The organism is Pseudoalteromonas sp. SG43-7 (assembly GCF_014164295.1).
Lineage (GTDB): Bacteria > Pseudomonadota > Gammaproteobacteria > Enterobacterales > Alteromonadaceae > Pseudoalteromonas > Pseudoalteromonas rhizosphaerae.
In genome coordinates this window covers 99,959-125,783 of record NZ_JACJEY010000012.1, presented here as the reverse complement: position 1 = coordinate 125,783, position 25,825 = coordinate 99,959, and the positions used below count along the sequence as shown (strand labels likewise).

General features: G+C 40.4%; 18 protein-coding genes and 1 riboswitch. Of the genes, 7 read left to right on the top strand and 11 right to left on the bottom strand.

Annotated elements, in window-relative coordinates:
* Window positions 1-140 precede the first annotated feature (140 nt).
* From H5200_RS07860 to H5200_RS07830, 7 genes are all read right to left on the bottom strand, one after another.
* Window positions 141-1,373 (bottom strand): cysteine desulfurase-like protein, encoded by a 1,233-nt coding sequence (locus H5200_RS07860; RefSeq protein WP_182761271.1) that lies wholly within the window; start codon window positions 1,371-1,373, stop codon window positions 141-143.
* Window positions 1,374-1,382: 9 nt separating this feature from the next.
* The gene (locus tag H5200_RS07855; RefSeq protein WP_145238003.1) at window positions 1,383-2,015 is read right to left on the bottom strand and encodes a 2OG-Fe dioxygenase family protein; all 633 of its coding nucleotides are present in this window, start codon (window positions 2,013-2,015) and stop codon (window positions 1,383-1,385) included.
* Between the two features lie 379 nt (window positions 2,016-2,394).
* Entirely contained in the window at window positions 2,395-7,917 is a 5,523-nt protein-coding gene (locus tag H5200_RS07850) for a leucine-rich repeat domain-containing protein (protein WP_182761270.1), read from the bottom strand.
* Window positions 7,918-8,412: 495 nt separating this feature from the next.
* A complete protein-coding gene (acnB, locus tag H5200_RS07845) occupies window positions 8,413-11,010 on the bottom strand; it encodes a bifunctional aconitate hydratase 2/2-methylisocitrate dehydratase (protein WP_182761269.1) in 2,598 nt (865 codons plus the stop codon).
* Window positions 11,011-11,286: 276 nt separating this feature from the next.
* Window positions 11,287-12,351 carry an OmpA family protein gene (locus tag H5200_RS07840; RefSeq protein ID WP_182740387.1) on the bottom strand — a complete coding sequence of 355 codons (1,065 nt, stop codon included), beginning with the start codon at window positions 12,349-12,351 and terminating at the stop codon, window positions 11,287-11,289.
* Between the two features lie 463 nt (window positions 12,352-12,814).
* Window positions 12,815-14,230 (bottom strand): YdiU family protein, encoded by a 1,416-nt coding sequence (locus tag H5200_RS07835; protein ID WP_182761268.1) that lies wholly within the window; start codon window positions 14,228-14,230, stop codon window positions 12,815-12,817.
* Between the two features lie 8 nt (window positions 14,231-14,238).
* Window positions 14,239-14,940, bottom strand: coding sequence for a DNA-3-methyladenine glycosylase I (locus H5200_RS07830; RefSeq protein ID WP_182761267.1), 702 nt, complete (start codon window positions 14,938-14,940; stop codon window positions 14,239-14,241).
* Window positions 14,941-15,130: 190 nt separating this feature from the next.
* Window positions 15,131-15,324: riboswitch (Lysine riboswitch) on the top strand.
* A gap of 132 nt (window positions 15,325-15,456) precedes the next feature.
* On the opposite strand from H5200_RS07830, the gene dapA reads away from it, so the two are divergent.
* From dapA to H5200_RS07805, 5 genes are all read left to right on the top strand, one after another.
* Window positions 15,457-16,341 carry a 4-hydroxy-tetrahydrodipicolinate synthase gene (gene dapA, locus H5200_RS07825; RefSeq protein WP_182718988.1) on the top strand — a complete coding sequence of 295 codons (885 nt, stop codon included), beginning with the start codon at window positions 15,457-15,459 and terminating at the stop codon, window positions 16,339-16,341.
* A 15-nt stretch (window positions 16,342-16,356) separates the two neighbouring features.
* Entirely contained in the window at window positions 16,357-17,097 is a 741-nt protein-coding gene (locus tag H5200_RS07820) for a 2,3,4,5-tetrahydropyridine-2,6-dicarboxylate N-succinyltransferase (RefSeq protein ID WP_145237985.1), read from the top strand.
* Window positions 17,097-18,302 (top strand): PLP-dependent decarboxylase, encoded by a 1,206-nt coding sequence (locus H5200_RS07815; protein ID WP_182761266.1) that lies wholly within the window; start codon window positions 17,097-17,099, stop codon window positions 18,300-18,302. Before H5200_RS07820 ends, H5200_RS07815 begins: the two co-directional genes overlap by 1 nt.
* Window positions 18,303-18,307: 5 nt before the next feature.
* On the top strand, window positions 18,308-19,429 hold the full coding sequence (locus H5200_RS07810) for a succinylglutamate desuccinylase/aspartoacylase family protein (protein ID WP_182761265.1): 1,122 nt from the start codon (window positions 18,308-18,310) through the stop codon (window positions 19,427-19,429).
* Between the two features lie 285 nt (window positions 19,430-19,714).
* Complete coding sequence (locus H5200_RS07805) at window positions 19,715-20,755, top strand: phospholipase A (RefSeq protein WP_182761264.1); 1,041 nt, start codon at window positions 19,715-19,717, stop codon at window positions 20,753-20,755.
* Window positions 20,756-20,807: 52 nt separating this feature from the next.
* Here H5200_RS07805 and H5200_RS07800 read toward each other — a convergent pair whose 3' ends face one another.
* Window positions 20,808-21,701, bottom strand: coding sequence for a bifunctional GNAT family N-acetyltransferase/hotdog fold thioesterase (locus H5200_RS07800; RefSeq protein ID WP_182761263.1), 894 nt, complete (start codon window positions 21,699-21,701; stop codon window positions 20,808-20,810).
* A gap of 217 nt (window positions 21,702-21,918) precedes the next feature.
* Here H5200_RS07800 and H5200_RS07795 point away from each other — a divergent pair, with 217 nt between their 5' ends.
* Window positions 21,919-22,608, top strand: a complete 690-nt coding sequence (locus H5200_RS07795; protein WP_182761262.1) for a spermidine synthase — start codon at window positions 21,919-21,921, stop codon at window positions 22,606-22,608.
* Window positions 22,609-22,621: 13 nt separating this feature from the next.
* Here H5200_RS07795 and dtd read toward each other — a convergent pair whose 3' ends face one another.
* The 3 genes from dtd to H5200_RS07780 are packed head-to-tail and all read right to left on the bottom strand — an operon-like array spanning window position 22,622 to window position 24,926.
* Window positions 22,622-23,059: a D-aminoacyl-tRNA deacylase gene (gene dtd, locus H5200_RS07790; protein WP_149980463.1), complete on the bottom strand. Its 438-nt coding sequence runs from the start codon at window positions 23,057-23,059 to the stop codon at window positions 22,622-22,624.
* On the bottom strand, window positions 23,047-24,000 hold the full coding sequence (locus H5200_RS07785; RefSeq protein WP_182761261.1) for an alpha/beta fold hydrolase: 954 nt from the start codon (window positions 23,998-24,000) through the stop codon (window positions 23,047-23,049). The genes dtd and H5200_RS07785 overlap by 13 nt, the downstream gene beginning before the upstream one ends.
* A 32-nt stretch (window positions 24,001-24,032) precedes the next feature.
* A complete protein-coding gene (locus H5200_RS07780) occupies window positions 24,033-24,926 on the bottom strand; it encodes a virulence factor BrkB family protein (protein WP_145237963.1) in 894 nt (297 codons plus the stop codon).
* Window positions 24,927-25,014: 88 nt separating this feature from the next.
* On the opposite strand from H5200_RS07780, the gene H5200_RS07775 reads away from it, so the two are divergent.
* Window positions 25,015-25,671, top strand: a complete 657-nt coding sequence (locus H5200_RS07775) for a DUF2959 domain-containing protein (RefSeq protein ID WP_145237960.1) — start codon at window positions 25,015-25,017, stop codon at window positions 25,669-25,671.
* Window positions 25,672-25,825 lie beyond the last annotated feature (154 nt).

Sequence of the window (25,825 nt, the reverse complement as noted above, 5' to 3'; positions counted from 1 at the left end):
AGCGGTAAGCGGTAAGCGGTAAGCGGTAAGCGGTAAGCCAAAATCTACTCAATTCAGATTTTATGTCAAGGCTTACCAAGCGCTCTGGTCGCTTAAAACTTACAGCTTATGCCTTATAGCTCTAATTATAACTTATAGCTTTAAATCAGTTCATCAAACAAATCAAATAACTTATCTAGCTCTTCGATGGTGTTGTAGTGCATGCAACCAATGCGTACAACGCCGCCAGTATCCAATACACCCAATTGCTTGCATAAGCCCTGAGCGTAGAAGTTACCATCCCACACACATATATGTTGCTTACCTAAAAACTCAGACACCTGACGTGGCTCAAGCCCTGCAAAGGTTAAAGCAAAAGTTGGGGTACGTTCAGCTAAACGATCTAAATCATCAATACCAAATAGTTTGATCTTAGGATAGTTAACTAGTCGAGTAAGAAAGTACTCACTTAACGCCATTTCATGCTGTTTAGTTTTTGCAAAAGCAGAAGCTAATTTATCGCGGCGTGAATAGCTACCATCAAGCTCACTAATATCTGCAATGTAGTCAACCGCAGCAATTAAACCTGCGAGTGCTTCAAAGCTTTGCGTGCCGGTTTCCCAGCGCCCAGGAATAACATCTTTGGCAGGCTCGACTTTGTATGGTCTAAACTCTTCAAGGTGCTCACGCTTAGCGTACACCATACCTAAATGTGGGCCGAAAAACTTATACGCAGAGCAGGCCAAAAAATCACAATCAAGTGCTTGAACATCAATCAGCTCATGTGGCGCATAATGCACAGCATCCACATACACCAAAGCACCTACCCTATGAGCCATTTCAACAATACGTTTAATGTCGTTTATAGAGCCAGTAGTGTTTGATGCATAAGTAACGGCTACTAATTTGGTTTTAGTACTCAGTAAGCTTGTAAAATGCGCTAAATCTAAGCTGCAATCAGCTTCGTTAATCAATACAGTATTAACCTTTGCGCCTTTATCTTCTGCAGCCTGCTGCCAAGAGGATACATTTGAGAAGTGATCTGCATTGGTCACGATAATCTCATCACCCGCTTGCCAATCACGAGAAATCGCACGGCTAAAGCTAAAAGTAAGGCTAGTCATATTCGCACCGAATACAATTTGATCGCGCGATGGGGAATTAAGTAAATCAGCAGCCGCTTGGCGCGCATCAGCCATTAACTCAACGGTTTTTTCACTCGAAAAAAATGCACCGCCTAAATTCGAGTTGTAATAACCTAAATAAGCCGACATTGCACTCAAAACAGGCTGTGGTACTTGTGAGCCACCCGGGCCATCTAAAAATATTGGTGACTTACCAGCTACTTGCTGCATTAGGGCCGGAAATTGGCGGCGTAATTGTGTTAAGTTCATTGCTATTCCTTAAGCTGTCAGTACGAAGCAGTCAAGATAACCCGCTTTTGTGTCATCAATCTTATTCATCGGCGTGGCGTTGTGCCATACTTCACGGTCGTTGATTAATGCAAACATACCGTCTTTAATTTCCATTTTAAAACACGGCTCAGCTTGTTTGTTTTCATAAACAAGTAATTCACCACCTTCTAGATTTTCATGTGATACACCACAAATACATACATGATCAAAGCCGTCTTGGTGAATACCTTCTGGCGCAGGCGGCGTATCACTTTCAATAGCAAGCATACGAAATTGATGAATTTCAATATCACGCTCTTCGCTAATACCGGTAATGGCACGAAACTCATTGACGATACTTTTCATCCCTTCGCTTGCCAATAAACTCGGCTCTAAATTTTCGTAAGTGCGCTCAACATTACCTTGGAAAGTATTGATTGAATCATCTTGCACAAATGCTTTTGTGGCTTGTAAAACAAGTTCATCATTTTGCACTTTAATTACTGAATAGCGGCGTTTACGAAACGCACCATCGGCGTACGGATTAGCAGGTAGATTAGCAAATGATGGCTTGACTGCCTCGATATGAGCTTGGTTTACAAAACGAAGTTGTAATAGGTTCTGGTTGTTTAATGCTGTCATAAAATATCACCTAAAAAATAAGAGACTAACTCATAAATATTGAAGGGGATTTTAATGCAAGTAGAGAGGATTTTTTGCGTCTTTATTTAATAAAAGGAGTTTAAAAGTATAAAATTAAGATCCAAATGAGGGTTTTATTGAATTTTTAATTTAAAAATAAAAACGACCACGTGGCGTGGTCGTTTTATCAACTACAAAAAGTATTCAATAAACTTAAGGTGTTGTTTCTACAAACTCAACATTTACTTCGCACGACTCTGTGATTGGACCTACCTCATAATAGTCAGTTGAGTCCCAAGTACCATCACAGCCTGTTACGCTTACAACTTCATAACCACTATCAGTGGTATAAATTTATCCCGCGGCTTTCACCATCTGATTATAGAAAGTTAGATTCACTAACACTACCGTTGCCAGTAACGTTCACAGTAACACTGTAGTTTACTGAATACGAAATATTGTAATAACCTTGGTTATCACGTAAATCATCTAAATAACTAACAGTACCACTGCTTAGCGGATTATAATCAAAGTCCAACCTTGCTGATTTATCAGCAATAGCTTCTATTCCACTAATAGTCTCTAATGCATTCTGTCTAGAATAGACGTCTGTTAAATTGCTATTATTACTAAAATCTAGAGTCGTAATTGGAGAGTTATTCACCTGCAGCCAGTATAAAGACGTCATCTCACTTATATTTAGCTGTTCAAGCTGATAATTACCAAACAAATCCAGTGATAAAATTAGCTCAGGATTAGCAATTGACGATAAGTCACTAATACCTGATTGATATATTCCTAGTCTTGATAAATTAGTAAAAGACGAAAAATCAAAACTTGTATAATTAGCTCCACCTATCGTTAAACTTGATATGTGATAGACCTGTGACCATGGCACAAGTGATTGCTCAATACCTTCGATACTTAATGAAGTCAAGCTTTGTAAAGCTGAAAAATCTAGATTATTTATTGAGGTATAAGAAATGCTAAGGCTTTCTAAATTAACGAGATTTGTTAGGTTAAGCACTGAAACCCCCATTTTACCAATATCAAGGCGAGTTAATTTCGTTAAATTGGTGACATCAAGCTCTGTTACCCCCGTTTGCCCCCATAAAAACGCATTTCTTAGCTCTGTTAAATGCCCAATATTGAGTTCAGTTAAGCTACCACTATTAATTGCTAAGTACTCTAACTGAGTGTTAAAGATTAGGTCTAGCTGATTTAACTCTATGCCTTGTAAGTCTAAATGCACTAATTGTGTTTGATTAGATAAATCAATCTGAGTCAATGGCATATCATGCAAAGTTAAATACTGCAGTGAGGTATATGCAGATAAGTCAATATCTGAAAGATTTTGTCCACTCAACTCTAGGCGAGTAATTAGACTAGAGTCGTAAAATTGAATAGATTCTATTTTTGTTTGCTGCTCAGAACCATAGTTATAACCATTAGAAAACTCTGTTAATTGCTCAAAAGCAGATAAATCAAGATGGGGACCCAAGTTTAAGTCTGAGAGTTCAAGAATCTGTAAATTAGGCAAGGCCTCTAGACCGGCTAAAGACGTAATCTCACCATAGTTGTTCCACAGGCAATTTAATTCAATCACACTCTCTAAGCTTGTTTCACCTGAATTATCAACACACATTGCAAGCGCAGGATCTGTAATATTCGCTTGGGTAGATAACGGAATAAGCTCTTTAAACGTTACATCAATTTGACAACTTTCTTTCACATAAGGGATTCTATAATCACTGCCATCTTCATAGCCGTCACAACCTGAAATACTATCAAGCTCATAACCTGAACTTGGCTCAATAGATGTCGACCAATTTGAGCCATGAGCAACATTACTATCATCTCCTACAGCTAATGAGCCATTACCATCACCATTAACTGTGATTGTATGCATAGGTAAATCAAACGATAAGTAAACTTTATCTTGCTCTAAGCAGCTATTACCTTTTAAGTACTTACAGAAAGTAACATTACGGCGATTGTTATCGACTAATTCAATAACAGTATCTTGACCGTCGAGGGTTAACTCTAACTTTCCATCAACTAGCTCAACATATACAGGTTCAGTGTCGTCAATCTGAAAAATATAGTGTTGCTTATTTAGCACTTCATCATAGTAACCATAGGTAACAGCCCAGCGAGCAATACCATTACTATCATTTTGATAAAGGCTAAAAACTAAGTTATGTTCTTCAAACTGAGCGACATCTGTTGAAGGTGTGTAATCATGTATATATAAATGTGCTGTAGTGTCTCCACCATTTACGGCACCGCCAAGCGTCCGCTCTATAAAATAACGCTGACCATCAACAGCGACTAGGGTATATATAAACTCCCCCTCAAGTGTGCATGTATCTAAAGAAACATCGCACCAATCAACTCTCTGATAGATGCCATCAACGTATTCAGAATATCGATCACGTTTTAAATGTCCACCTTCAAACCCTCCTTGAAAAGAGCTTGTGTCAAAAGTAAAGAAAACCTCTCCATCATCATAAACTTGTATTTCCCCCCAATGGGTGTCTAGGTCATGACCATCTCTAAACTGGTGACGACCAGCAAAGTTATCTGCACTAATTGGTTGTTCATTACGACGCACCATGATGCCTGAATCTGTATAATGCTCACCGTCAAAAATACCTTGAGTAACAAGCTGGTAACCAACATTTAAACCTTTAGTGATATAAAATGATTCAGTTCCGTTATCTTCAGGAAAGAAAAGCGCTATAGAGTTATCAACTATTTGCCAAGTGAAATTCTCTTCGGATAAGTCACTTATATTATGAGATACACCAGACCCATCAAGATTAAAATTTACTTTATTAACAGTCTTTTCCCCGACCAAGTCAACTGACCATTGTCCTGCGATATCATCGGTTGTAATAGCTAAACGTTGATCGAGTGATGTTTTACTCACTTCATAAGAAGTTGTGTATTCATCAACTAACACATCATCTTTATATTGTTCGATTACTCGATCTAACTCATACCAGTTAATTCCTTTCTCTGGTAATGGTTTTAATCTCAGGCTTGTAGCAATATCTTTAAAATTAACTTCAAGTGGAAAACCCTCTGGGTATTCTATATTTTGATATTCATTAAGAATAAACGCTTGCTGTGGGGTGATTTCAATCACACCTTGCTTATCCTCTTGCCAAGTAATATCAACTTTACCGTTGTAGGTTAAATAGCCGGTATTATCTTCATTAAGATCTACAGTATAAGCACTTGCATAATACAGATCTTGATTACCAATAATGAAGCTACCAACTGTTTGCTGTTGCTCTTTAAAGGTTGCTGTAATTTCACAATCAGTGTTACTTGCAAATGCAATGTAGTGATTACCTTCAATATAGCCATCGCAGCCTTCAATTACGTCTAAAACGAAACCGTCGTCAGGAATGATTTCAAACCCAACTTTTTGATACAAAAATGACGCTTGTGATGCGGGTGAAATTTCACCATTGCCACTTGAGTTAGCGCTAAGGGTAACTTTAGGGCGCTTTGGTAAGTAAGTAATTTGTGACGCAGCATTACACGTGCCACCATCTTGATAATGGCAAACTACAATGCTGCCGGTATCTGATGAAACAAGCTCAAGATGCCACGTTTCACCATTTCGGTCATAACTTAATACACCGTCATTAAAGGTTGCGCCGGTGTAAGTCTGCCCCTCTAATTCAACAACGTATATTACGTTACCGTTTTCGTCATATTCAGTATAAATTCTATCTGTTTGGCCATCTGCTGAATAAAACTCTGTGTAATTCTCTAATAGCTCTTCGGTGAATGCGCTGTAGGTTAAGTCTTTGCTGTATTCATAAACTAATATTGCACCGCTTTGAGACCTAATCTCACCATTTGGTAAATAGTAATTTAGAGTGCGCTTAATGTAATACAGGTTACCAACAATACTGATGAACTCATGAATCATTTCACTTTCAAGGTAGCAACTTGCACCAAAGCCTTCACATGACGTAACAATTTCATTGTTATAAATAAAACGCTTACGTGTAAACTGACCATCATTTAAATGCCCCTGCCAATCAGTGATGCCTAGGCCGATCATCATTGTGCCATCGCTAAAAATATTTAAATCATACGATTGAGATGTGCCGATAAAGCCATGCCAACGACCAATTAAATCATCATTCGTAGTCGATACCGCTTGTTTTTTGATTAATAGCCCCGTTAGGGTGTCACTCGGCTTATCAAAGCTCGTATCAAGACCAACTAATTGATAGCCGCCACTTAATGCTTTTGTAAACCAAAGCTCTAGCTGCCCTGTTTCGCCGCCGTCATCATAGTTAACAATTAAGCTATGGCTGTTTAGCTGCCAAGTAAACGCTTCGCTACTATCAACAACGCCTGTACCGTCAGCATAAAATTGCAGGGTTTCAGGTAGGTTGGGATCGTAGCTAGTATAAAAATCATTATCTTGTACATGAAGTGCCCACTCACCTACCAGCTGTTCAGCTAATAATGAAATGGTTTTATTTTTATATATTAGATTCGTCGTATATGTTTCATCATCTTCAGTCGTCATTGTAACTGAACCGCTGTTGCTATTAACAACCGTTCGCTCTGTTGAACGCGTCACTTCGATGGTTCTAAACACATCGTTTTCAGCCAATACAGTAAAGCTGAATCCAGTTAAAACTACAGACTCTGAACTTTCTGCATCTGAATTTTGATAAATCGTAACTTTTTCAGCAAAGTCTAATGTATAAACGCCTGCATTTTCAGCCCAAGAGATCGCACTACTGGTATTAGAGCTAAACTGCCCGCTTCCATCAGCCCTTAAGCTAAGGTGGAATGCTGTATTGGTATGATAACGAGGTGAGTTAATAATATAATTACCCTCGAGCGTACCTGTTGCGCCGGTTACGAGAGCATCATCTTCTTTAATTTCTTTTTTGGTTTTTTCGATGATTTCAGGATCTTTCTCTATCACTTCTTCTTCAAACTGCTTCGCGACTTGTTCATTCGCAACAAGCTCCAGCGTGCTATTAATACCTTCAGGTAATTGATAATCTGGATTATCAACAACAATCTTAATAAGTGTTGCTAGCTGAATCTTCTCATCCGCATCAACATTTAACAGTGCGCTATTAAGCTCTTCTTCACTCGCAGGCTCTGTACCATCACGTGTTAAAAGTGCAAATTCAGCAGTGGTAACATTAGTGATATTGACACCAAAATTATCATTACTATCAAGCGTATTATCCTCGCCCGCTTGTGCTAAAAGCTTTTCAACTGAACTTAGCTGCGATACAAACTCAACACCTGGGTTTAAGGCATCTAGTCCTTTCGCTTTTACTCTTACCAACTTTTTAGTTGATGACTCATCGATATTTAAAACCGCTGTATAACGACCACTATCATTTGCTTGAACCTGGAACGATTCACCACCAACAACAATTTCAAGTTCAGCATTTGCAATTGGCTCATCAGTAACAAGCCCTGTTATGGTTACATTGGATACTTTACGCTTGATGAGCACCGCTTGAGAGGATGATGCTGAAGCACCATCATTATCAGTAACCGTTACAGTAAAATTAACCGTAATGTCTTCACTGATATCGGGGGAAGTAAAGCTCACTTCAGCACTGGAAAGACCATCACTGATAAAGTCAAAGCTCGCATCGTGGCTCCAACTATATGACGAAATTTCACCATCAGTATCATTTGCTGTCGCTTTAAGAGTGAATGTTTCTTGTTCTATTTGTTCATCTGCAGCCGTTAGTGTAACTATTGGGCCTTGGTTAACTGGGTCAACAGGTTTTGGCGTTGTACTACCGCTATCATCACCTCCGCCTCCACAGCCAGTTAAAAATAGTGCACTGGCTAGTAAGCCTATGCGTAGCTTTATTTCAAAAAAACCCATTTTATTCCCCTTTTAAATGGATGCTATTGAGGGAGCTGTGTTTAAATCATTTCCCTTTAATAATTTAAAAAAGCCTTAGCTTAATGTGGCTTTAAAATTTTGTTTTCGGTTCTTATAACTTTTTATATTTATACTTTAAGAATTACACCTCAGAAGCCTCAAGCTCGAATCATCATTCTCAAGTTATTAAATCTCCCAATCCCCTGATTCTCATAGGCTAATTATTCTTTCGTACACTAAAGATATTGATGCTGCGTAATTTGATGTGGTAAATGAAATTGAAATTAGCTAAGGAGTTTACGATGGTGCCTTTCATTGCTGATTGATTATTTTAATAGCATGAAGGAAGTTATCGCCTTTTCCATGGCAACTAATAACATATGTTAATTTTTTATTGGTAAGATTCTAGACTAAGAAAACTTTTCGTCAAGTGAAAATGAACAAAGGCTTAACAAAAACCCACATATTGTGGGTTTTTTTGCAACAAGTAGACTTTTAAACAGCTTGTTGAATAATCACGTTGTCTGCTTTTTTAGTGTAAGCAGGCATGCGATGGAAGTTCAAGTAACGGTATGTATCTGATGCTGTTGCATTGATCTTCGCAGCATATTCTTGATACTCAGCAGATGTTGGTAACCTACCTAAAATTGCAGCGATTGCAGCAAGTTCAGATGAAGCTAAAAATACGTTTGCGCCATTACCTAAACGGTTCGGGAAATTACGTGTAGAGGTAGACACAACTGTTGCTTGATCTGCAACACGTGCTTGGTTACCCATACATAGTGAACAACCTGGAGTTTCGATACGTGCGCCAACACGACCAAAAATACCGTAATAACCTTCTTCTGTAAGTTGGTCTTTATCCATCTTAGTTGGTGGAGCAACCCAAAGCTGAGTCGGTAATTGACCTTTAAAGCCATCAAGCAACTTACCAGCAGCACGGAAGTGACCAATGTTAGTCATACAAGAGCCGATGAATACTTCATCAATTTTCTCGCCTGCAACATCAGAAAGAAGACGCGCATCATCTGGATCATTTGGTGCACAAAGAACTGGCTCTTTAATTTTGGCTAAATCGATATCAACTATATGAGCGTACTCAGCGTCTTTATCAGCTTCCATAAGTTCTGGGTTAGCTAACCACTCTTGCATTGCTGTAATACGACGTTCAATCGTACGTACATCACCGTAACCTTCAGAGATCATCCACTTCAGCATCACAATGTTTGATTCTAGGTATTCAGAAATAGATTCTTTAGATAACTTAACAGTACAACCTGCCGCCGAACGCTCTGCAGATGCATCAGATAATTCAAATGCTTGCTCAACAGTTAGGTGCTCAACGCCTTCAATTTCTAGTACACGACCAGAGAATTCGTTAATTTTTCCTTTTTTCTCAACGGTTAATAAGCCTTGCTTAATACCGTAGTAAGGGATTGCATGTACTAGGTCACGTAATGTGATACCAGGCTGCATTTCGCCTTTAAAACGGACTAAAATTGATTCAGGCATATCAAGTGGCATTACACCAGTTGCTGCTGCGAATGCTACTGCACCCGAGCCAGCTGGGAATGAAATACCTAATGGGAAACGTGTATGTGAATCACCACCAGTACCGACGGTGTCTGGTAATAACATGCGGTTTAACCATGAGTGGATAATACCGTCACCTGGGCGAAGTGAAACACCGCCACGGTTCATGATGAAATCAGGAAGCGTATGGTGAGTATTTACATCAATAGGTTTAGGGTAAGCTGATGTATGACAGAAAGACTGCATTGTTAAATCTGCAGAGAAACCTAAACAGGCTAAATCTTTAAGTTCATCACGCGTCATAGGACCGGTTGTATCTTGCGAACCAACAGTTGTCATTTTAGGCTCACAGTATTGACCTGGGCGAATACCAGCAACGTTACATGCTTTACCAACCATTTTTTGCGCTAGTGTGAAGCCTTTATCAGAAACTTCTGTTGCTGTTGGTACTTTAAATACATCTGTTGCACCCAAGCCAAGAGATGTACGCGCTTTGTCAGTTAAACCACGACCAATGATTAGTGGGATACGACCACCAGCACGAACTTCATCTAAAATTACCTCAGATTTAAGTTCAAAAGTAGAAATAATTTCATCAGTACCGTGACGCTTAACAACACCTTCGTAAGGGAAGATATCGATTTGCTCACCCATGTTAAGTTCATCAACATTTAATTCGATTGGTAATGCGCCTGAATCTTCCATTGTGTTGAAGAAGATTGGCGCAATTTTATTACCTAAACATACACCGCCAACACGCTTGTTTGGTACAAACGGGATATCATCGCCCATAAACCAAAGTACAGAGTTAGTTGCTGACTTACGAGAAGAGCCAGTACCAACAACATCACCTACGTAGGCAAGTGGTAAGCCTTTCGTTTTTAGTTCTTCAAGTTGTGTAATTGGACCAACTTCACCAGCTTTATCAGGTGTAATACCGTCACGTTCAATTTTTAGCATTGCTAAAGCATGCAATGGAATATCAGGACGTGACCAGGCGTCTGGCGCTGGTGATAAATCATCAGTATTTGTTTCGCCTGTTACTTTGAATACCGTAACTGAGATTTTTTCAGCAACCGCAGGTTTATTGGTAAACCATTCTGCAGCAGCCCAAGATTCAATAATTTGCTTAGCGTATTCATTACCCGCTTTTGCTTTTTCTTCAACGTCATAAAATGCATCAAACATTAATAACGTATTTGCAAGACCTTTAACAACGATTGGCGCAAGCGCTTCTTCGTCAAGTAGCTCAATCATGGGGGCGATGTTGTAACCGCCAAGCATTGTGCCTAATAGTTCAGCTGCTTTTTCTTTTGAAATTAGTGGTGAAGTTGCCTCACCTTTAGCAACTGCGGCTAAAAAGCCAGCTTTGATGTAAGCTGCGTCATCCACACCTGGCGGCACGCGATTTACTAATAAGTCTAAAATAAACTCTTCTTCACCTGCAGGTGGTGTTTTAACTAGCTCGATAAGATCAGCCGTTTGCTGAGCATCCAATGGCGCTGGTACGATACCTAACGCGGCACGTTCTTCTACGTGTTTACGATAATCTTCTAGCACAATATTGCCCTCTTGGTGACGTGAAAGTATTCAGTAATACACATTCTCGCGAAAAATTACTCAATACTTATAGTATTCTGACGATTAATTATAAAGCTTTTAAATATAGATGAAAATCCGTGCAATCAAGCAAAATTCTATACTCATTATAAATACTGTGAATAACCAATTAGGAAAAAACCATTCACATGAATGTTAATTAACTGCGAATCATTGCTATTTTTTAGGCATAAAAAAACCCAGCATCTTGCTGGGTTTTTAATAAATCAAATGCTATTAACGCTTAACTTTCACGCGCTCAATTGACTTAAGGTGTGCTTCTACACGACGGTTTTCCGCGTGTGCAGCAGGTGTGTTGTCTGTATTTTTAAGACGCTCTTCGCCTAGACCAACAGTAGTAATACGATCTTCAGCAATGCCATCAGCAATTAGCTTAGCAGCAACTGCATCAGCACGCTTTTTCGATAACCACTTGTTATACTCAGCTTTACCAACAGCTGAAGAATGACCTTCAAGTAATACTGTTGTGTCTGTATGCTCTTTTAAGAAGCTAGCAACTTGGTCAATACCGCTGTCATATTTACCAGCAACTTTTGAGGCGTTGTTAGGGAATGTTACTAACAAGCTCTTAGTTACTTCACGGTCTTCATATAAAGTACAACCTGTTCCATCAACAGCATCTGTCATTGGTGTGTTTGCACATTGGTCATCTGCATCAGGGATGTTATCACCATCGCTATCTACCGGGGCAACTGCTACAGGTACTACTGTAGCTGGAGCTGGAGCAGCTTTAACTGGCTCAGCAGCTGAACTTTGCTTGCCAAATAAATAGCTAAGACCAAGTTTAGCACCTACATCTGTGTAACCACGGTCAAGGCCTTGGTAAATAGATGTTTCAGCATTAAATGCAAAATTATCAGTGAAGTAATGTTGGTAACCAGCACCCACATTAGCAAAAGTTAGGTTTTCTGTAATATCGATTTTTTTAAGACCGAAAATACCATAGAAAGGGCCGCCGTTGATGTGATAAAGACCATCAATACCTAAACGGTCGCCGTCCATGCTTGTTGCGTTCATGGCAGGATTTGCATTTGAAATGTCAAAATCCATATCAGCATATTCTAGACGTGCACTCCAGTAATCGTTAAAACGATAACCAATTTCTGCACCCCAACCAGTTGAATCATCAACGTTGGTACCTGCGCTTCCACGGACATTTTCCCATGAAGCATCGTAATAATCGCCAAAAGCACCGATAAAGAAACCTTCTTTTTCAGCAGCGAAACTTGAAGCGCTAGTTGCAGCTAGTGCTAAAGCAATAGTAAGTGATTTTAATTTCATTGTTTCCTTCCCATTTTCACAATTAAAATTGTAGCTAAGAGACCCTAGCTCAATAAGTTTAACCATAGAGTACCGTATCTTTAGTTAATCATTACTTAACGAAAATATTTAAATGCATATTTTGCAATTTAACTATTTATTAAAATAAAGCGCCCTACATTATAGTTCAGATAAAAAACTTTACCTAACTTGCACATCTATCGATTGTCAGCATTGTAGTTGCTATCACTGCAATTTCAGCCACAACGTTTCTAATATCTTTGGCTTTAATAATTTAAATGCTTAAGCTAATGAGTGCATTATATTGGTTAATTTTAAATCAACAAGTAGTTAAGCATATTTATTTCTTATAATTATTAATAAATAACAGCTTTTAACTAAAGATCTGGATGTATAAACCACATTAATTCATTAATCGTCGCTCAATTTACGAACAATACGACTAACAATCAGCGCTCCGTTATTATGTACCACAAAATGTTTGGTAATTAGTATCCCCATCAACAGGCGGGGAGTACCAAAATGCAGGGCTTGCCAACAATTGGTAAGGCGACCTCAAGGCCGTTAAATATTCATCTAACATGCTGCTTTCACCAGTACTTTCATACTGCTGTATTATGCTTTCAACGATATGATTACGCGGGATCAAGCGTGGGTTGGCTTGGCGCATCAGCTGATAGCTGTGCGTATTTGTTCTGGCTAACCACTTAATAGACCAACCAGCCAAGTCACTCGGAATGGCAGTCTGACCTTGCAATGATTCTGTTAAGGAGTCAAAAGTATTGGTGTAATCAAGCTGATGACTTTTCAGTAAAGTTAATAACTCGGATACTAATTCAGCATCGCCATCTTGATGACCATCAAAGCCCAACTTTTTCGCCCACATCTGTGTAAAGGCTTGATGAAACTGCTCAGCAAAACCATTTATTAATGGGCTTAATAGCTCAACAGCCAGCTCTTCGTCATCGCTAATTAAAGGAATTAAACTTTCAGCTAAACGTGCACAATTCCAATTAGCAATATTAGGTTGATTGCCAAAAGCATAGCGACCTTGGCGATCAATAGAACTAAATACAGTATCAAAATCAAACTGATTCATCATTGCACAAGGGCCATAATCGATGGTCTCACCACTGACGAGCGTATTATCAGTATTCATTACTCCATGAATAAAACCAACGCGCATCCAGCTAACAATCAGGCTAACTTGCTTTTCAATTACCGCACTTAAAAATGCCAAATAACGCGCAGAGCCCGTAGACTTTATCTCAGGATAATGACGCTCAATAGCTAAATCAGCTAAGGCTTTTAAACCAGTAACGTCACCTTGCGCAGCTAAATACTGAAACGAACCGACACGTATATGACTACTAGCAACGCGGGTAACAATGGCTCCTTGTTGTGGTGGTTGACGGTAAACTGTTTCACCACTGGCAACAACTGCCAAACAACGTGTCGTCGGTATGCCAAGCCCATGCATTGCCTCACTCATTATATATTCACGTACCGCAGGACCGATTGCACAACGGCCATCACCTCCACGTGAAAATGGCGTAGCACCAGAACCTTTGAGTTGAATGTCCCAAAGCTGTTGCTGCTGATCAGTGACAGCCCCTAATAAATGTGCTCGCCCATCACCTAAACGCGGTGAAAAATGTCCAAATTGATGCCCTGAGTAACCTAATGCCACAGCAGCAACATCGCTGTTATTAAGATTACCAGAAAAAATTACCGCACGTTCTGATGTGACAACCTCAATATTAAGCTGCCTAGCTAACGTATCGTTCCACAGCAGTAAGTTTGGAGCAATAACAGCACTTGGCTGATCAGCCACAGCAAAATCATCAGCAATCTGGGTGTAACGAGCAACTAATTTCATAGTATTCCTTAAGCTTGGGTTGTTTGTATACCAACGCGATTATCGCCCACGCTGTATGCAACTAACAGACTGAGCTCTTGTAGGCTTAATCCGCTTTGTTGCTGCAATTCATTAAAAAAATGTTGAGCGTTGGCAAGTGACTTTTTAGTTTGTAAACCGCCATCAATTATTTTATGAGCACGGAGATAACTTTCTACATCACGCGATAATAAAAAAGTGTCTTTCCCTAAGGTTCGCAATGCATAAGGGCCGGTGTTACCACCTAAACGCGCCCCATGCTTTTTTAAATACCCCCACAAACCAATAATATCGTCGCTCGGCCAATCTGCAATAAACTGACTAAAACTGCCATGTTCACTTGCCACTTCATGGATCATATACGCATTTTCTGGGATCGTTTGCACTTTTTTAAAGTTACGAACGATTCGCTCATCGGTGGCTTTTTGCTCAAGCATATCTGGCGGCATCATTAATAATTTAGCCACACTAAAATCCCAAAATACTTCCCGAAAACCTGGCCATTTATTGTTGATCACTGACCAATAAAAACCACTTTGAAAAATTTTGCGGGTAAACTCTTCAAGCCATGCATCATCAGGTAAAGCAGTTAATTGCTTTGCATTTTGAGGGGCAACAAGTAAGTGCTGTAACATTACTTCGCTACCTTTTCGCTGTGCCGCTCGTTGATATATATCTTGAAATTTTTCCATTACTCACTACCACTACTTGTTATTACGCTTACTGTAACGCTATTTACGTTGTAAAAAAATGTCAGGAGCACATTGCAGCTAAAAATAAACTTAAAAATATCCAGCCTTGACACCTAGACGGCTAAAATGCTTTAATCTTTTGCATTACCCCTATTAAAGGTGTGAGTTTTAAACGATAAAACTTGCACCATGGGCTAGAAGAGGTGCGTTATTCAGGTAACGTATGTGAGGAGCACACACTCCAGTGATCATACGTGAGGGGAATTAACGCCGAGAAGTAACACTTTTTGTGAAGTTTTACTTCGGGCGACTGGGTTGAATCCCAGCGACTGTCACCAATAACAGCTTGGCTGTTAAAATATTTGGTGGAGAGCTTCTGGTCTTAGCGTAATAAGGCCATAGCGCCCTATTATATTAAGCCCATTCGCTCTTCGAATTATTAGTTCGAACGACGTTAATGTGGCTCCAATCATAAAAGCTTATTAACTCCTCGAATCACTTATAAGTTCGTGAGAGATGATCAATAACTTCAATTTAAATGACTACCCTTTGTGGACGGCACTCGTCACGCCATTTACTGACGCTGGTGAAGTCGACTATGCCACTCTTGATCAGTTAGTTGCACAGCAGCAAGTGGCTGACAATGGTATTTTATTACTTGGTAGCACCGGCGAAGGCCTCGCACTAACACTCAAAGAGCAACAAGCGATTGTTGAACACGTGTGCCAATTAACGCCAACAGTACCGCTGATGGTTGCAGTAGGCGGTATAAATCTAAAGCAACAACTTGCCTGGGTTGAATACTGTAATCAGTTACCCATTCATAGCTATTTACTGGGCACTCCCCTATACGCTAAGCCCGGCGTGGTAGGCCAAACACATTGGTTTGAAAGCTTACTTAATACCAGTAAACATCCTTGCATGCTTTATAACGTACCAGGGCGCAGTGCTGTTGATATTCCATCGGCCGTAATTAGCAACTTGAAAGACCATAAAAACTTGTGGGCACTCAAAGAAGCCAGTGGCGACATTGCTAAATTTGAAGGTTTTAGAAAAGTCGCACCTAATTTAGCTATTTTTAGCGGTGACGATGCACTGATGCCTTACTTTGCCCAGGCTGGCGCAAAAGGTTTAGTCTCTGTGGCTGCTAATGCATGGCCTGTGCAAACCCATGAGTTTGTAAAACGAAGTCTCAGCGGTCAACACCCCAATTTATTTGCCGACTGGTCACAAGCCATTCAAAGCTTGTTTGCTGTCGCAAACCCTATCCCCGTCAAAGTATTGATGCATTTACAAGGGCGAATTAACAGCCCGTACTTACGTCCACCTTTGACGCATCTTGAGTTAACGCAAACTGATTGTATTAACAACGCAAACAACACCATTTTATCTTGGCATTAAATACAGGTTTTTATAATGAGCTGGTTAGAACTACTAAATAATTTAGAATCGGGCGCTGTGCGCGCAGCAACACAAGACGACAACGGCCAATGGCATGCTAACGTTCTGGTAAAACAAGGTATTTTAGAAGCGTTTAAAAATGGCACTAATACCGAATTTCCAGGTGGCTTTGTTGATAAACACAATTTAGCACCACAAGGTTTTGCAGCCGATGCTGGAGTGCGTATGGTACCTGGTGGCTCAAGCGTTCGCCGTGGCGCACACGTTGCTAAGGGCACGATTATTATGCCACCAGCATATGTAAACATTGGTGCCTTTATCGACGAAGGCACTATGGTTGATAGCCACGCGTTAGTGGGGTCGTGTGCGCAAGTAGGTAAAAATGTACATTTAAGCGCTGCAGTACAACTAGGCGGTGTACTTGAACCTATTGGTGCAAGCCCGGTGGTGGTAGAAGACGATGCATTCATCGGTGCAGGTTGCGTGATTGTTGAAGGCGTAGTAGTGAAAAAAGGCGCGGTGCTCGCACCAGGTGTACGCTTATCAGCAACTATTCCAGTTTATGACTGTGTTAATGAGCGCCAGCTGGCTAAAGGCGAGCCTATTCCTGAATACGCGATTGTTATTCCAGGTTCTCGCCCAGCTTCTAATACTTGGGCCCGCGAGCAAGGATTAAGTATGTCGTGTGCATTAATTGTAAAATACCGTGATGAACAAAGTGATGCATCATTGCTGCTTGAAGAGGTTTTACGTTAATGAGCTTTTTGAGCACGCCAGTTAAAACCGCCATTGATGAGCTATCAACTACGCTTGATACACCCTTTTTTATTTACGACCTTGATACATTAAACGCACACTTAACGCGGTTAGTGACGCAAACTGAGGTAAAACTGTGGTATGCCGTAAAAGCTAACCCATTATCTAAAGTCATTCAAAGCTTAGATAACGCGGGTTTTAACTTTGATGTGGCAAGTAAGGGCGAACTTGAGCAAGTACTTGCTCAAGGTATTAACAGCGAGCGCGTGCTCAATACAGGGCCTGCCAAAAGCCCAAAACAAATTAAACACTTTATTGCGCGCGGCGTACGTACCTTTGTTGCCGAAAGCCTTAATCAAGTACGCTGGCTTAACGAGCAAGCAAGCTTACAAAACTGTCAGTTACAGGTATTACTGCGAGTGCAATTACGCTGGCCTGAAGGGGAAAAAAACCCACTTGGTGGCGATAGCCTTACTCCATTTGGTTTAGGTTGCGATGAATGGCAAGCGCTAAATACTAGCGACTACCCAGCGCTTAATTTTGACGGTCTGCATATTTTTCAGTGGGGCAACATGCTTAGCAGCGACAAACTCGCTGAACTTTGGTCACAAATGATTACGCCGTTAACAAAGCTTGCCAACGACTTAGGTATTCACTTAAAAGTACTCGACTTAGGCGGTGGTTTAGGTATTCCTTACACTCTTGATGCACCAACCTTAAGTTGGGATGCGCTCATTGATGCATTAGCTAACATTAAACATGCCGCAGGCGTACAAGAACTCTGGATGGAGCTTGGCCGTTATGCTGTGGGCGAATGCGGTCATTACGCAACGCCTGTCGTTGAGCGAAAACTTAACTATGCCCAACAACAAGTGATCTTAAGCGGCGGTATTAATCATTTATTGCGCCCTGCAGTCACCAGCCAAGATTTCCCAGCACGATTATTACGAGACTCAACTGCTGCATACCAAACTATGAGCTTATATGGGCCATTATGTACAGCACTTGATTGCTTAGGTGAACACCAATTACCTAGTGATTTAAATGAGCAAGACTGGTTGGTGTTTAGCCAATGTGGCGCGTACGGCTTTACCGAAAGTATGCCGTATTTTTTATGTCATGAGCTAGCAGCTGAATACACATTACAAAATGGCGAGCTTAACTGTATTCGCACAGCTGAAGATGCCAGCTACTACTTAAGGTAATTGAGATGAGTACGACTAAAGCTATAAGCCAAGAAAACATAGTAGTTGGTGAAGTTGCCAACGGCCTACCGCTCACAATTCCTGTCTATCGTTTAAAAGGCGATGGCACTGGGCCAAGTGTGTATGTACAAGCTAATATGCACGGTGCAGAAGTACAAGGCAATGCAGTTATTTACCAATTACTTGAGCAGCTTAAGCATCTTGAACTCAAAGGCGATATCACCCTGGTGCCTTACGCGAACCCAATTGGTTGCAATCAAAAATCGGGCGAATTCACCCTTGGTCGTTTTGATCCAATCACCGGCACCAACTGGAACCGCATGTATCACTGCAATAGTAAGCTCGCGAGCCAATTTGCTGAGCAATACAGTGATGCCGATGAGCAAACCTTAAAAAGTGCGTTTAAAGCCGCACTGATTGATGAAGTAGAGCAGCAACTAAGCGGTCCAGCTTATCGCCTAACTACAGGCAAACGCATTGCACTTAACTTGCAAAAATTGGCACACCAAGCTGATATCGTGCTCGACTTACACACAGGCCCCATTTCGAGTCAGCATTTATATTGCCCAGATTATGCCAAGGCCAGTGCCAACTACTTTAATATTCCTCATGTATTAATCATTCCTAATGATTTTGCAGGAGCAATGGATGAAGCAAGTTTTTGTCCATGGTGGCAACTAACCGAAGCATTAGCTCAACAAGGGCGTGAGTTTAAAGTGCAGGTTGAAGCTTTTACGGTCGAACTCGGCAGCCAAGAAAAAATCGATTTAACTGCGGCCCTTGATGATGCTAATAGTATTTTAAGTTACCTAAATCATAAGCAGGTATTCGTTGATGCCCCCTATCAGCCAAAAGTAATGAAGCGCTACGGCTGTGATTTAAATGATTATCTTGCTTACTATGCAGCTATGGGCGGCATGGTTGAGTATATAGCACCACTTGGCGGCCATATCAAAGCTGGCGAGCCGATTGCTAGAGTATTGCGAATGGAGCGCTACCTAGCAGATCAACCATTACAAACCCTAACACTTGATTGTGACGCCATCGCGATTTTGCATTTTGCTTCAGCAAGCGTAAACCAAGGCACCGAACTATATAAATTCTTTACTAACGTATTTGAGCTTTAATTTTTATATCAAGCTTAACCCTTCTCATTGCGTGAGAGCACGACTATCCAATTGGAAAAAGTGCATTGAACAAGCGGCTTCGGCCGCTTTTTCTTTGTATTTATGGGCAAAAAGCGCCACAATCAATTAAGTTCAGTAACAATTCACTGATATTCAGTTAAAGTAAATGCTGGATAAATGTATGGGATAGGTATCTTAGTCGTTTTATGATACTGAAATTAGCCTATTCTCATTTACGAAAAACACAATAGCTACTCTCTATTTGATTTTATCAAAGGAATAATAATGACTTGGCACTATGGGATCCTATTTACTGCACTATTATCAAGCTCTGCATTCGCACAATCAGAATCAACAGCAAAAACCAACGAGCAAGATGATGATGTCGAGCTAGTAAAGCAATGTATTTTAAATGAGGCAATTGGCGGGGCTGGCGAGATGACGCTAGCACAACTGCGTGAAAAATGCTCATCACTTGATGAAAGCAAACAACTTACCGCACTCGATAAGCGCCAAGCACGCGAAGAAGTAAGTAAAGAAAACCGTAATGTTATTACCCCACACAAACGTAACTACATTTTACCTGTTTCTTATGTATCCCACCCAAACAATAGCTCGTTTGAAGCGTATGACGAACTAACCGGTGAAAAACAAGATGAACCACTCGATAACTTAGAAGCAAAATATCAGCTTTCAATTAAGGTACCTCTTTTCGATGATTTTTCTGATGAAGACCAGGCTATATTTTTTGCCTTTACATTACAGTCATATTGGCAGCTTTATAACAAAGAAAGCTCCTCACCATTTCGTGAGACCAACTATGAGCCAGAAATTTTTTGGGTTAATTATTTAGATAAGAAGCACGTTCCATGGGGCGACGAAATGGCAGTAGTCCTTGGTATTTCGCATCAATCTAACGGTAATAGTCAGCCTCAGTCGCGCTCATGGAACCGTATTTATGCAAACTTTCTGTGGGAAAACGATGGCTATGTGTTTAGCTTTAAACCTTGGTACCGTATTTCAGAAAGCGAGAAGGAAACGCCATTAGATCCAAGAGGTGATGATAACCCTGATATTTACAAATACATGGGTTACTTTGAATTTAGCGGTGCATATCGACTTAATGATCATGAATTTAGTTTTATGACACGTAACAACTTAAATTCAGACAATCGTGGCGCAATTCAACTTGATTGGTCATTCCCGTTATGGGGCCGAGTTCGCGGTTACGCCCAATACTTCAACGGCTACGGTGAAAGTTTAATTGATTATAACGCTGACATAGAACGTATTGGCGTGGGTATATTATTAACTGATTTACTATAAAAAAAGGCCAAGCAATTGCTTGGCCTTATCTTTTGTTTGCTCTGAATTCTAACTACTTAATAATTTTAAATGTACCTTCAAACTCAGCAACCAGTAACTCACCATCGTAGATTTCCACTGGCACTACATAGCTCGCTTTGCCTTCTGACTCTAACTCGGCTAATTTACCTTTACAACCGCTTAAATCAACGCTGCCACGAGGGTCGTTATTAAGCGGTTTTAAATATTTAATATTAGCATCGGCTAACACTATATTACCTTCAAACCCGGCTTCTTTGAGTGCTAAATAAGTTGCGCCCCAGCCGGTTAACGTCGCTAAACTATAAATAGAGCCAGCAAACATAGTGTTATGCAAGTTTAAGTTCGCATTTAAATCTGCACTGGTGGTAAATTGCCAATCAGTGTAACTTTCAACTTTAATGCCCATAGCATCGCTGATCGGAATAGATTCGCGCCAGGTATTTTGCAGAACTTGGGTCCAATTGGGATGGCGGAACCAGCCTGGCTCAGACGGTTTTTGTTTCACCATTTTCCAGTGTTGTACATCATCGTAAGCTAAGTGAGCCTTTTCTTTTAATTCATAACCATGACGTTTGTAAAATTCTAATGCTCGTTCACGAGCGAATAAAACTAACTCATCGGCGTCTTGAGTCCAGGCTATTTTCTCGAGCTCATGCAATAAACGGCTACCAATGTGTTGATTACGGTTACCTTGTGCAACGGCCATATAACGGACTTGCGCTTGTTGTTGATTATTAAAATGCAGTCGTGCAACACCTAACACTGCCCCCTCTTTATTTTTAATAAAGCGATGCTCAGCATCTTGCTCTAAATCATCCTGCTCAGAACCACGCGGTTCATTCCAAGGCGCGCGCAATACTTGCCAACGTAATTGATAATACGCTTGCCAATCTTCGCTACTTTGTGGTGTTGTCACCTGAAACATAATCACTCCTGTTGCTACCAAGGCCGCAAACGCTTGCTAATTCAAGATGCGTTTATCTAACTAAAAATGCGGTCAGTTATTATTTGCAAACTACCATACTCCATCTGGTAAAAACTTGGAATACGACTTTGGTGAGCAACGCAAAATAACTGCTTTACCTGTAAAACTTGATAGACATATTGGCACTTTAGATTGACTCGTCTATGCTGATGTAACTATGGAACATTTTTTTGAAGACAACGGGGCAGTAAAACACAGCTTTATCGAAGATTGTCACCGTATCGGGCAACTACTCTATTGGCACAAATATGGCGCCGATTGCATTCAGGTACGCCAACATAAGCAGTTACGTTGGTTATTGATCAACGAAACACTACAGTCAGTGGTCGAGAAAAGCAGCCCAAGCCATTTGCTGTTTCCGCATTTACAATATTTAGCGCAATTATGGCAACCACTCCCGGCACCAAACGCCGTACTTGAACTGGGCTTAGGTGGCGGCGCTATCCGCAATTACTTACAACACACCTACCCTGATAGTCAGCTACTCTCTGTAGAGAAAAATCCGAATGTCATTCATTGCTATAAGCGTTTTTTTGGTGGTGAGCATGCATCGAATTTACGCTGTTTTGATGCTGAAGCTGTATTAGAGCATGGCCCACAATACGATTGGATCATTCTTGACCTATTTAGCCAATTAGATGCGCCGTTATTTTTATACAAACACCGCTTTTATGAAAAACTGCGCTGTGCTTTAACTAGAAATGGCTATTTATTTATTAATTTTTTATCTGGTCATGAATCACAATTAAAGCAGTTAGAACATTTGCTGATCACCACTTTTGGTAAAATACCTAGCATCGAAAAAATTCCAAGTTATGCCAACAACATCGTGGTGATCAGAAAATAACTGCTAGCCTTAACTACACTGTTAAATTAAATGTCACTGGCCCATCATTACATAAACTGACTTGCATATCCGCAGCAAATTGCCCTGTAGCTACGCTTAACCCCATAACTCTAGCTTGGCTAACAAAGTATTCGTATAGCTCATTAGCCTGTGCAGGTGTGGCTGCTGATGAAAAACTTGGCCGCATGCCTTTTTTAGTATCTGCCGCTAGAGTAAATTGCGATACCACCAATAACTCACCTTGAATATCTTGCAGGCTTAAATTCATTTTGTCGTTTTCATCGCTAAATACGCGGTAATTGCTAACTTTATGTAGCAGCTTATCAGTGCTTTGTTGATCATCATGCTTTTCAACTCCAAGCAACAATAAAAGCCCCTGCTCAATTTGCCCAACCACCTGACCATCCACTTCAACTTTTGCGTGTTTTACGCGCTGAATTAATCCTTGCATCTATTCCTCGATAATTTGATACACATAAGATCGGCTGCACGCCGCACTGCCGCTAAATATACATTACTATCAACACCATGCCCAACACCATCTAAAATAAGTAACTGTGCGTTAAGTTGCTCAGCTAAATGCTGTACGGCATTAAAACGACACACTAAATCATGCCTGCCATGAATAAACCAAGTAGGAATTTTACTAATTTTTTTATAGTGTTCACCAATGAAGTTATCAGTAATAAAACACTGAGCAGTAAAGTAATGGACCATTAAACGCGCCATATTAAGCCCCAACTGTGGTGAACTTAACCCCCATTGATGTTGCTGTTTACCATGGCTTAATACGTTTTCCCATTGGCACCATAATTTAGCAAAGTGATTTGCATTAATTTGATTATCATCATTTAATTGCCGCCGATAAAACGCAAAAATGCTGGCAACATCAGGTAAATCCTGAGAAAAACGCGCATATAATTCAGGATAAAAATGTGCAGCAGCACCATGACGACTATATAGCCACTGAAAATCGGCTGAAGTAGCCAAAAACGTGCCTCGTAAAATTAACCCATGTACATGTTGAGTGTGTTCAATGGCATACAGCAAACACAGAGTTGCTCCCCACGAACCACCGCTTAACACCCACTTTTCTAGTCCTAAGTAAGTGCGTAAATAATCAAGGTCAGCGACCAGTTCTGTGGTTGTATTAGCGCTAGTTAAATGAGGCGTTGATTGCCCGCAGCCGCGTTGGCTATATAAAATAATACGATAACGGGTAGGATCAAAGAAACGGCAATTATCAGCATGCAAACCCATGCCGGGACCGCCATGACAAATTACCACCGGCAGGCCAGCTGGAGCACCGAACTCTTGTACATGAATTTGGTGTCCACTCCCTACACTCAAATGAAAGTCATGGTATGGGGTAATATTTGGATATAACTGCATAATGCCGATTCTCCTATCAGCGATGCAGTGAATTACTTATTAGCATCGCCCTCATCAAGGATAATATCGGGTGTATCTTCGATATTTTTAGGGCCAATGCACACTGTAAACTCTGCACCGAGTAACACAACCACCCACGACAAATACACCCACACAAACAAAATTGGAATAGTTGCCACCGCACCATAAATCACTTCGTATGAAGGAAAGTGACTGATATAAAGTGCAAAACCTTTTTTAGTTAATTCAAACAACAAGGCTGCAAATAAAGCACCTGGTACTGCAGCTTTAAAAGATACGCGAGTATTAGGCACTAAAGTATAGAGCATAATAAAGCCAGCCATAGAAATTAAATAAGGCAGTAATTTTAATAAAAAGCCACTAAAGCCCGGAATACCCTGATCGGCAAATGATACTAACGACACAATATATGAAGTAACACCAATACTTGCGCCTAATAACAATGGCCCTAAACTCAACACCATCCAATATACCGCGAAAGAAATCATCATTGGTCGCTTGGTTTTAATCCGCCAAATTCGATTCAGTGTCGCATCAACATTACGGATCAGTAGCAATGCTATCGCTGCAAGAAAACCAATACCTACAGCAGTCATTTGATTCGCATTACCTGCAAAAGACGTTATATGCTCTTTAATTACATCTGATGAGGTGGGCACAAAGTTAGTAAATAAAAAGTTTTCAATAGCAATACGGGTATCTTCAAAGCCAGGAAAAGCCGAGAAAATAGCCACGCCAACTGCAATTAAAGGAACCAATGAAAGTAAGGTTACATAGGCTAAATAACCAGCATTTACAGTAATTTGGTCGTCAATACAGCGATTAATATACTGCATCCACCACGTTGGCTGCTGACGTATAAGTACCCTCAACTGCTGTTTATAATGTGCGACCTTTTCATTCATAAAGTTAACTTTCTGCTAAAATAGTTTTGATTATCATAGCAATCCACCACATAATTTACAGCACTAACGGATTTAAAAAGGGATCTCGATGAAAAAACTGACTTTACTCAGCGCACCAATATTGGCCTTATCACTGGCTTTATCTGGCTGCCAATCTGCATATTACTCGGCTATGGAATCAGTTGGTGTGCATAAGCGTGACATTTTAGTGGACCGCGTAGAAGCAACTAAAGAGTCTCAAGAAGAGTCTCAAGAGGAATTCCAATCTGCACTTGAGCGTTTAACAACATTGATTAACTTTGATGGTGGAGATGTACAAGCAGCCTATGACCAACTCAATGATGACTACGAATCTAGCCTTGCGGCTGCTAATGACGTTACAAATAACATCAACAAAGTTGAAGATGTAGCTGAAGCATTGTTTGAAGAATGGAGCGATGAATTAGAACAGTATTCTAACGCCTCACTTAAACGTGAAAGTAATAAAAAGCTCACCGCAACCAAACGTGACTTTGATAAACTATTACGCTCTATGCGTAATGCTGAAAGCAAGATGGAGCCGGTACTGTCATCACTGCATGACAATGTTTTATACTTGAAGCATAACCTTAATGCACAAGCTGTATCAGCCATTCAAGGTGAATTCACTAATCTTAAGCGCGACATCAAAGTGTTAATGGATGACATGAACAAGTCGATTGCTGATTCAAATAAATTTATTGAGCAAATGAGTAAAGCAGGCTAAATCAGCCTGTGAGTTTGCCTGTCACTTATCAAGAGCGCTAGTTTGCTAGTCGCGGAGTAATCAAAGCCTACATTTATGTAGGCTTTTTTGTTGTTATATCTTGTTACTTTTTAAGTGTTTTTTCATCGGCTATTTTTGCTACAATTCTACCTAA

What these genes read in the sequence shown, in the direction of transcription:
- H5200_RS07860 (WP_182761271.1), bottom strand. Translation starts at nt 1,373, where the DNA reads ATGAACTTAACACAATTACGCCGCCAATTTCCGGCCCTAATGCAGCAA.
- H5200_RS07855 (WP_145238003.1), bottom strand. Translation starts at nt 2,015, where the DNA reads ATGACAGCATTAAACAACCAGAACCTATTACAACTTCGTTTTGTAAAC.
- H5200_RS07850 (WP_182761270.1), bottom strand. Translation starts at nt 7,917, where the DNA reads ATGGGTTTTTTTGAAATAAAGCTACGCATAGGCTTACTAGCCAGTGCA.
- H5200_RS07840 (WP_182740387.1), bottom strand. Translation starts at nt 12,351, where the DNA reads ATGAAATTAAAATCACTTACTATTGCTTTAGCACTAGCTGCAACTAGC.
- H5200_RS07835 (WP_182761268.1), bottom strand. Translation starts at nt 14,230, where the DNA reads ATGAAATTAGTTGCTCGTTACACCCAGATTGCTGATGATTTTGCTGTG.
- H5200_RS07830 (WP_182761267.1), bottom strand. Translation starts at nt 14,940, where the DNA reads ATGGAAAAATTTCAAGATATATATCAACGAGCGGCACAGCGAAAAGGT.
- dapA (WP_182718988.1), top strand. Translation starts at nt 15,457, where the DNA reads ATGATCAATAACTTCAATTTAAATGACTACCCTTTGTGGACGGCACTC.
- H5200_RS07820 (WP_145237985.1), top strand. Translation starts at nt 16,357, where the DNA reads ATGAGCTGGTTAGAACTACTAAATAATTTAGAATCGGGCGCTGTGCGC.
- H5200_RS07815 (WP_182761266.1), top strand. Translation starts at nt 17,097, where the DNA reads ATGAGCTTTTTGAGCACGCCAGTTAAAACCGCCATTGATGAGCTATCA.
- H5200_RS07810 (WP_182761265.1), top strand. Translation starts at nt 18,308, where the DNA reads ATGAGTACGACTAAAGCTATAAGCCAAGAAAACATAGTAGTTGGTGAA.
- H5200_RS07805 (WP_182761264.1), top strand. Translation starts at nt 19,715, where the DNA reads ATGACTTGGCACTATGGGATCCTATTTACTGCACTATTATCAAGCTCT.
- H5200_RS07800 (WP_182761263.1), bottom strand. Translation starts at nt 21,701, where the DNA reads ATGTTTCAGGTGACAACACCACAAAGTAGCGAAGATTGGCAAGCGTAT.
- H5200_RS07795 (WP_182761262.1), top strand. Translation starts at nt 21,919, where the DNA reads ATGGAACATTTTTTTGAAGACAACGGGGCAGTAAAACACAGCTTTATC.
- dtd (WP_149980463.1), bottom strand. Translation starts at nt 23,059, where the DNA reads ATGCAAGGATTAATTCAGCGCGTAAAACACGCAAAAGTTGAAGTGGAT.
- H5200_RS07785 (WP_182761261.1), bottom strand. Translation starts at nt 24,000, where the DNA reads ATGCAGTTATATCCAAATATTACCCCATACCATGACTTTCATTTGAGT.
- H5200_RS07780 (WP_145237963.1), bottom strand. Translation starts at nt 24,926, where the DNA reads ATGAATGAAAAGGTCGCACATTATAAACAGCAGTTGAGGGTACTTATA.
- H5200_RS07775 (WP_145237960.1), top strand. Translation starts at nt 25,015, where the DNA reads ATGAAAAAACTGACTTTACTCAGCGCACCAATATTGGCCTTATCACTG.